General features: G+C 42.9%; 7 protein-coding genes. 3 read left to right on the forward strand and 4 right to left on the reverse strand.

The genetic code is table 11. The annotated features are described in order from the left end of the window. Positions 1-46 precede the first annotated feature (46 nt). A complete protein-coding gene (locus Q1A70_RS11375; RefSeq protein ID WP_299690995.1) occupies positions 47-856 on the reverse strand; it encodes a Cof-type HAD-IIB family hydrolase in 810 nt (269 codons plus the stop codon). Between the two features lie 183 nt (positions 857-1039). On the opposite strand from Q1A70_RS11375, the gene queE reads away from it, so the two are divergent. Both queE and queC read left to right on the forward strand, forming a co-directional pair. After that, the gene (gene queE, locus Q1A70_RS11380; RefSeq protein ID WP_363318252.1) at positions 1040-1708 is read left to right on the forward strand and encodes a 7-carboxy-7-deazaguanine synthase QueE; all 669 of its coding nucleotides are present in this window, start codon (positions 1040-1042) and stop codon (positions 1706-1708) included. A 60-nt stretch (positions 1709-1768) separates the two neighbouring features. Next, positions 1769-2464: a 7-cyano-7-deazaguanine synthase QueC gene (gene queC / locus Q1A70_RS11385; protein WP_299691001.1), complete on the forward strand. Its 696-nt coding sequence runs from the start codon at positions 1769-1771 to the stop codon at positions 2462-2464. A 160-nt stretch (positions 2465-2624) separates the two neighbouring features. Here the strand turns inward: queC and Q1A70_RS11390 are convergent, their stop codons facing one another. The 3 genes from Q1A70_RS11390 to Q1A70_RS11400 form a co-directional block, all read right to left on the reverse strand. Then, the gene (locus Q1A70_RS11390) at positions 2625-2975 is read right to left on the reverse strand and encodes a DUF2750 domain-containing protein (RefSeq protein ID WP_299691004.1); all 351 of its coding nucleotides are present in this window, start codon (positions 2973-2975) and stop codon (positions 2625-2627) included. 135 nt (positions 2976-3110) lie between these two features. Next, a complete protein-coding gene (locus tag Q1A70_RS11395; RefSeq protein WP_299691008.1) occupies positions 3111-3728 on the reverse strand; it encodes an OmpA family protein in 618 nt (205 codons plus the stop codon). Beyond that, entirely contained in the window at positions 3728-5035 is a 1308-nt protein-coding gene (locus Q1A70_RS11400) for a TolC family outer membrane protein (protein ID WP_299691012.1), read from the reverse strand. The genes Q1A70_RS11395 and Q1A70_RS11400 overlap by 1 nt, the downstream gene beginning before the upstream one ends. A gap of 399 nt (positions 5036-5434) precedes the next feature. Here Q1A70_RS11400 and Q1A70_RS11405 point away from each other — a divergent pair. After that, positions 5435-6233 (forward strand): Ig-like domain-containing protein (locus Q1A70_RS11405; RefSeq protein ID WP_299691015.1); only part of this gene is annotated, 799 nt, incomplete at its 3' end.

Raw genomic sequence — 6233 nt, forward strand, 5'->3', positions numbered from 1 at the left:
GTGCACTGCACAGCCTTCTCTTTATCAACGATACGGTATTGAATGCTTACAAGTTGAAGATAAACTTTTCAATCGCTATGGCTACGCCGTGGTCATCATTGGTTGCTGTAATGTAGTCAGCTAGCTTTTTGGTTTCTTCCATTGCGTTATCCATTGCAATACCCAGCCCAGCATATTCAAGCATATGGTGGTCGTTTTCAGCGTCTCCGATACAGATCACTTCTTCAGCTTTAATACCTAAGTGCTTAGCAATCGCTTCAATACCCACGCCTTTGTTTGAATTTGGGTTTAAGAACTCTAAGAAGAAGGGGGCGCTTTGCACGATGGTAAACTGAGTCTTAAGCTCTTGTGGCAACTTGCTGATGATTTCGGTCAACTTGTTTGGCTCAGCAACAATCATGGTTTTGATGATTTCATGATCGTCTTCTAGCTTAGAAAAGTCGAACTCGGTAATCTCTAAGCCGTTAATGCGCGCTTCAATCCCTGTGTACTCATTATTCTCTGGGGTGATCAAACCATGAACCTTGCTGAAGGCATGAACATAGCCACCAAGCTGCTCGGCCAATGTGGCTATCGCTTTCGCTGCTTTACCGTGGCTGATCTCACTGTGAATGATCTCTTTTGTTGATACATTCTGGACCATAGAGCCATTGTAGAAGAGGACAAAGTCATCTTCACCATTGATTGAAAGCTCGTCTAATTTACTTTGCATGCCTTCCAAAGGGCGGCCAGAAGCAAGAACCACTTTTACACCCGAAGCTCGAGCTTTTGCTATCGCGTCTTTGTTCTGTTGCGAGATCACCTTTTCACTGTTAAGCAGTGTTCCATCCATATCAAGAGCAATCAGTTTGTACATGCTATTCCTTATTAAAAATTAAAAGCTAACGAAATCTTCTGAGCGAAAGGATAAGGGAACTTGAAACCCTAGGCTAGGGCTTTCACAACTCATTTATCCTTACTCATTTGTTTGACCAAATAAGGTAAGTGCTTTAAGGTCTGCGGTTGATTAATTTCATCAAATGATTGAGCTGAGGGTAAGTTGTACAAGATTAATGAAATGTTTGAAACCATCCAAGGTGAGGGCGTGTTTACCGGCGTTCCTGCTGTTTTTGTTCGTTTGCAAGTTTGCCCTGTAGGCTGCTCTTGGTGTGATACCAAGCAGACGTGGGAAGCGTTGCCCAAAGATGAAACCAGCCTTGGCGATATCATGGTTAAGACAGAGGATTCCCCCTCTTGGTCAGCAATCGATGCTCAAGGCATCGTGAATGAATATGTCAAACAAGGTTATACAGCTAAGCATATTGTGATTACTGGTGGTGAGCCGTGTATTTATGATCTTGTTCCTCTTACTGAAGCTTTTGAAAGGAAGGGTTGCCGCTGTCAGATCGAGACCAGCGGAACATCACAAATAAAAGCAACCAGTAGTACCTGGGTGACGGTGTCACCAAAAGTGGCGATGAAAGCTAAGCTGGAAATCTTAGATAGCGCATTACAACGTGCTAATGAAATTAAGCATCCGGTAGGGACAAGTAAAGATATCGAACAGCTTGACAGCTTGTTGAAGCGAGCAGCGGTTCCTAGCGACACTGTTATCGCACTGCAACCCATCAGCCAAAAAGATCGCGCGACCCAACTTTGTATTGATACCTGTATTGAGCGCAATTGGCGCTTATCAATCCAAACTCACAAGTATTTGAGTATCGCGTAGGTTGCATTTGTTTACTGGCCTAGATAAGTCGCTAGTAGAAGATTTTCGTAAGGATTTAAGATGAAAAAAGCAGTTGTAGTATTCAGTGGTGGTCAAGACTCAACAACATGTCTTGTTCAAGCACTAAAAGAGTATGACGAAGTTCATGCGATTACATTTGATTATGGCCAGCGCCATAGATTAGAAATTGAAGTGGCAGAGTCATTGTCGAAAGAGCTTGGTGTGAAAGCACATAAAGTGATGGATGTGACTCTGTTGAATGAGCTAGCGATCAGCTCTCTAACACGTGACGATATTCCTGTATCACACGATCTTCAAGATAATGGTTTACCGAACTCATTCGTTCCTGGTCGTAATATTCTTTTCTTAACGCTGGCAGGTATTTACGCGTACCAAATTGGCGCTGAAACTGTGATTACCGGTGTGTGTGAGACTGACTTCTCTGGCTACCCAGATTGCCGCAATGACTTCGTAAAAGCGATGAACTCTGCGCTAGTACAAGGTATGGACAAGAAGCTGGACATCAAAACGCCACTGATGTGGTTGAACAAGGCAGAAACCTGGGCGTTGGCCGACCAATACTCAGCACTAGAGTTGGTTCGAAGCAAAACCCTAACATGCTACAACGGCATTATTGGCGATGGTTGTGGCGATTGCCCAGCGTGTGAATTGCGTAAGATTGGTCTGAACGATTACCTAGATGATCGCCAAGCAATTATGGCTGAACTGGTTCGTAAGCAGGCTGAAAATAAATAATTTTAGCGACGTGAATTAGGGTGACAATTTAAGCGTCAATGTTTGACTTTATTTGGCATTTTTGAAAGGTATCAAAGGGCAGGTCGCATCAAACGCAAATGGATTTAACACGATGAAAAGAGTTATCGGTCGTACGCAGTTGCACGACCGATAATGGAAATTAGAGGTATAATTTCGCTAGGTCAGAAGGCTCTAGCTCTTTGCCTTCTAATGTCGCATTCCAGTTAGTACCAACAAGAACGCCATCTTCAGCAAGAGTCAGTAGCCAGTCTTCGACAAAGATGTCTAGCGGAATTTCCAATACTTCAAAGTCAGCCCACTCTTCAACATTGTGAGTTTGTGCATCTTCTTTTGAAGACCAGAACGGCATCACTTCGCTGTTTTCGAATTCACTTGAGTCACATGCTAGCCAACCTTCTTCATTTCGAAGGCCCCATACCAGTTTAGTTTCTTGTGTTTCAGAAACGAAAAGTTCTAGATTTGCTTGAGTATCAGAGGTTAGTTTGCTCATCGATTAGTTCTCTATGTTGATAACTTGGCAAGATTAACATTATAGACGACTTAGGTACATGCTATTCAAGGAATTATCACCATAGTAAAGCGTTAACATAAGATAACGTTTTACTATGGTTGAGGCAGCCTAGGTTTACTTATTTAACTTGGTGAAGATATGCCACTCTTCTTTGATATTTCCTTTAAACCCCATAACAGAAGCGACCACTTTTCGATTGAGGGCATGATTGATTTCCGTGTCATTGCTGCTAAATCCTACATCACCATGACCGACAATATCGACTCTCGAAGGTTGAACTCCGTTACTGGCGAGAGCACGTTTTACATTTGAAGCTCGCTCTTTCGAGAGCATCAAATTATGTTCAGCATTACCTACTTTACTCGCGTAACCTTGCAATTGGATGCGAGTGCTTTCATAGCGTTTCAGAAAGTCCGCCATCTGGCGTATTTGACCAAGAAATACAGGGCTAATTTCTGTGGAGTTATTGGCGAACAGGACATGTATCTGTTTTTCTTCAGATGATTCAAAGTATGAGCCACAGCCGTCGTTATCTATCTCAGCCCCCATTTGTGTGTCGACGCATAAATCTCGCGCGTTGATGACCCCATCATTGTCGTCATCCAACAGATCATAACTTTGAGGTGCTGGAGGAAGGGGACGATATTCGAACTCATCATTCTGGCTCTCAGCGAATGTGCTAGTAGCCAAAGCGATCAAGCAAAGTGGCGCAATTGTGTATATAAGCTTCATTAATAGTCCACCTTTTCATTCCATTCTTGAGGGGTATCCACTCTTAATCCTGCCAGTAAGTTGCCAGTCGCATTCATCACTCGATACTTTGCATATTGCTCATCATACTTTGCATCTAAATAACCTTTTCGGGCTTCAAATAGTTCATTCTCAGTGTTCAGTAAGTCGAGAAGTGTTCGCTTACCGATGCGGTATTGCTTCTCATAGGAGATAACGGTATCCGATGCTGAGTCTACGTGGTCTGACAAGAATTCCTTCTGTTGTACCGTTAAATCAAGTGCACTCCACGAAAGACGTAAGCTCTCTTCTACGTTACGAAATGTACTTTCTCGTAAATCTTTTGCTTTATTGAGTTGGTATGCTGCACTTTCGGCGCGGTCTTGATCAGATCCGCCGTTGTAGAGGTTATATCTTAAACGTAGCATTGCTGAAAGTTCATCGCTGCGACCTTCCGTTCCCCCGGCGTCATCACGCCAGGTTTGAGCTGCTTCGAAAGAAACAGTAGGGTAGTTAGTGCTTTTCGATTGCTTGTACTGAAACTTGGCAGAGTCGACATCTGCCTGCGCGATTTTGATAACAGGGTGCTGACTAAACGCCTTTGCCAATGCCCCATCAACGGTGTAAGGGATGGCGTTCACATCTGCACGAGGAAAAATTAAACCTAGTGGTGCTTGCCCTACAATTCTTTTGAATTGGGTATGGGTATCAAAAAGGTTATTTTGAGCAGCAAGCAAATTACCATGTGCCTTTGCAATACGAGCTTCAACCTGTGACATGTCAGCGGTGGAACCAATACCAGAATCGACACGTTTGCGAATATCCAGATAGATATCTTTATGTGTGGCAAGGTTATTTTCAGAAAGTGAAAGCACCTCATAAGCTTTGACTGCATCGAGGTAGATCTTCGTTACCTCTAATGCAATATCTTGAGCATTTGAGAGCATTTGATAGCGAACAGATTCAGCATCTGCAGCGGTACGGTCAATATCATTGAGCGTATTTGAACCATCCCATATCAATTGCGTCAGCGTAATGGTTGCTTCTTTACGAGTGAGATCGGTGGTGTCTTGATTAGATGCTAGATCCGTATGCTCGTAGCCGATCCCGCCATCTAAGTCTATACTTGGAAGATAGGCACCACCTGATGCGTCGTGCAAATAACGCTTACTGACGTATTCATTATAAGCACTTTTGATTTCAGGGTTACTTTCTAATGTAAATGCTACGGCTTGCTCTAAGGTTTGTGATTTAGTAGGTAAACTCAATGCTATCGCTAATCCTACTGTCGTCGTTTGAATCCAATTCAATTTGTATCTCCAAAAATAGCGCGCATCTAAATATCGAACTTTAACCTTTATATACAAAATTTAGATGAACCGCCAAAAAAAACACGGTGGGTAATTTGATGGCTATAATTCGTTGTTAAAATGTTAGTAAACTGGCATGTGTCTTGGTTGTTTTTGTGACGCGTCATTTTACTGTTTATATTTTATTATCTTTCGTAAACACAATAACTTATATATCTAGTCCGAGCACCTTGATTGTTGTGCGATGTGATCGCTGTCGTTACCTTGCTAACAAGTTTGTAAAATGCTGAATTCATAATTAGGAGTAATATGATGTTAGGTGTTATATTTTAATTAATATTGTAAGTTTTATGTCATAAAATTGACGTTATTGAATGGAATTGGGTCTTAGGGGTTTATATGGACATTACAGCATTGAATTTGGTAGGTGTACTTGCACTAGGTCAGCGCATTGTTATCTCAGCAGATGGAACGATGAAAATCCTAGAACAAGGTGAGTCCTTACAACCAGGAGATGTCACTCTTGAATCACCTAATCAACTTAATGTTGATGATCCTCAAATATCGGCCAAGCGCTTTTCTCCCGAAGAAGGTGAAGTCGAACTCGATGAAGATATCGCCAATATTTTTGCCGCATTAGAAGATGGCGAAGACCCTACTGAGTTAGGGGAGGAGTTTGCGACAGCAGCTGGTGAGAGTGGTTCCAGTTTAAGCACAAGTGGAACCATTGAGCGAGATGGTGACGAAACAATCCCCGCTACCGAATTCGTGACCTCCGGTTTTGAATCTCTAGGATTATCTCAGACCCAAAGTTTAATCCTTTTAGATGCATTTCGTTCAGTGAATCAAGCCCCAACATTTATTGATGTAGATGACAATGACATACCGATTGGCCCTGATGTTTCTTTTACAACAAATGAAGACACTCCAATCACAGGAACCCTGTCAGCATCAGATGGCGATGGGGATGATCTGACCTTCACCGAACTCACTGGTCCAACAAATGGTACTGTCGTTGTATCGGAAAATGGCACCTGGACCTATACGCCAAACGAAGACTACAACGGCGGCGACAGCTTTACCGTCGTTGTTGATGACGGAAACGGCGGTACAGATCTATTGACCGTGAATGTGACGGTCGGCTCTGTCGATGACGCGACTAACGACGTGATCGCGACCGATGAAGACACCGCGGGCA

The sequence above is a fragment of the uncultured Vibrio sp. genome, from assembly GCF_947488985.1.
In the GTDB taxonomy this organism is placed as follows: Bacteria; Pseudomonadota; Gammaproteobacteria; order Enterobacterales; family Vibrionaceae; genus Vibrio.